This is a genomic window from Amycolatopsis kentuckyensis, assembly GCF_002155975.1.
Lineage (GTDB): Bacteria > Actinomycetota > Actinomycetes > Mycobacteriales > Pseudonocardiaceae > Amycolatopsis > Amycolatopsis kentuckyensis.
Genome location: NZ_MUMI01000846.1, coordinates 1 through 662 on the forward strand (window position 1 = coordinate 1; position 662 = coordinate 662).

The window sequence follows — 662 nt, forward strand, 5'->3', positions numbered from 1 at the left end:
GAGTTCGACGAGAAGATCGCCAACGTCCGCCGGGACAAGGAGTCCGCGATCGACGCGCAGGACTTCGAGCGGGCCGCCCGCCTGCGGGACGAGGAGAAGACCCTCCTCGGGCAGAAGGGTGAGCGGGAGAAGCAGTGGAAGGACGGCGACCTCGACGTCGTCGCCGAGGTCGACGACGAGCAGATCGCGGAGGTGCTGGCCAACTGGACCGGTATCCCGGTGTTCAAGCTGACCGAGGAGGAAACCACCCGGCTGCTGCGCATGGAGGACGAGCTCCACAAGCGCATCATCGGGCAGGAGGACGCGGTCAAGGCCGTCTCGCAGGCCATCCGCCGCACCCGCGCCGGGTTGAAGGACCCGAAGCGCCCGTCGGGGTCGTTCATCTTCGCCGGCCCGTCCGGTGTCGGGAAGACGGAGCTGTCGAAGGCGCTGGCGTCGTTCCTGTTCGGTGAGGACGACGCGCTCATCCAGATCGACATGGGTGAGTTCCACGACCGCTACACCGCCTCCCGGCTCTTCGGTGCCCCTCCGGGTTACGTCGGCTACGAAGAGGGCGGGCAGCTGACCGAGAAGGTGCGGCGCAAGCCGTTCTCGGTGGTGCTGTTCGACGAGATCGAGAAGGCGCACCAGGAGATCTACAACACGCTGCTGCAGGTGCTGGA

General features: G+C 66.8%; 1 protein-coding gene. It reads left to right on the forward strand.

The window, feature by feature from the left end; translation table 11 throughout:
• A partial coding sequence (locus CCN39_RS48590; RefSeq protein WP_143264503.1) for an AAA family ATPase occupies window positions 1-662 on the forward strand: 662 nt, incomplete at both ends.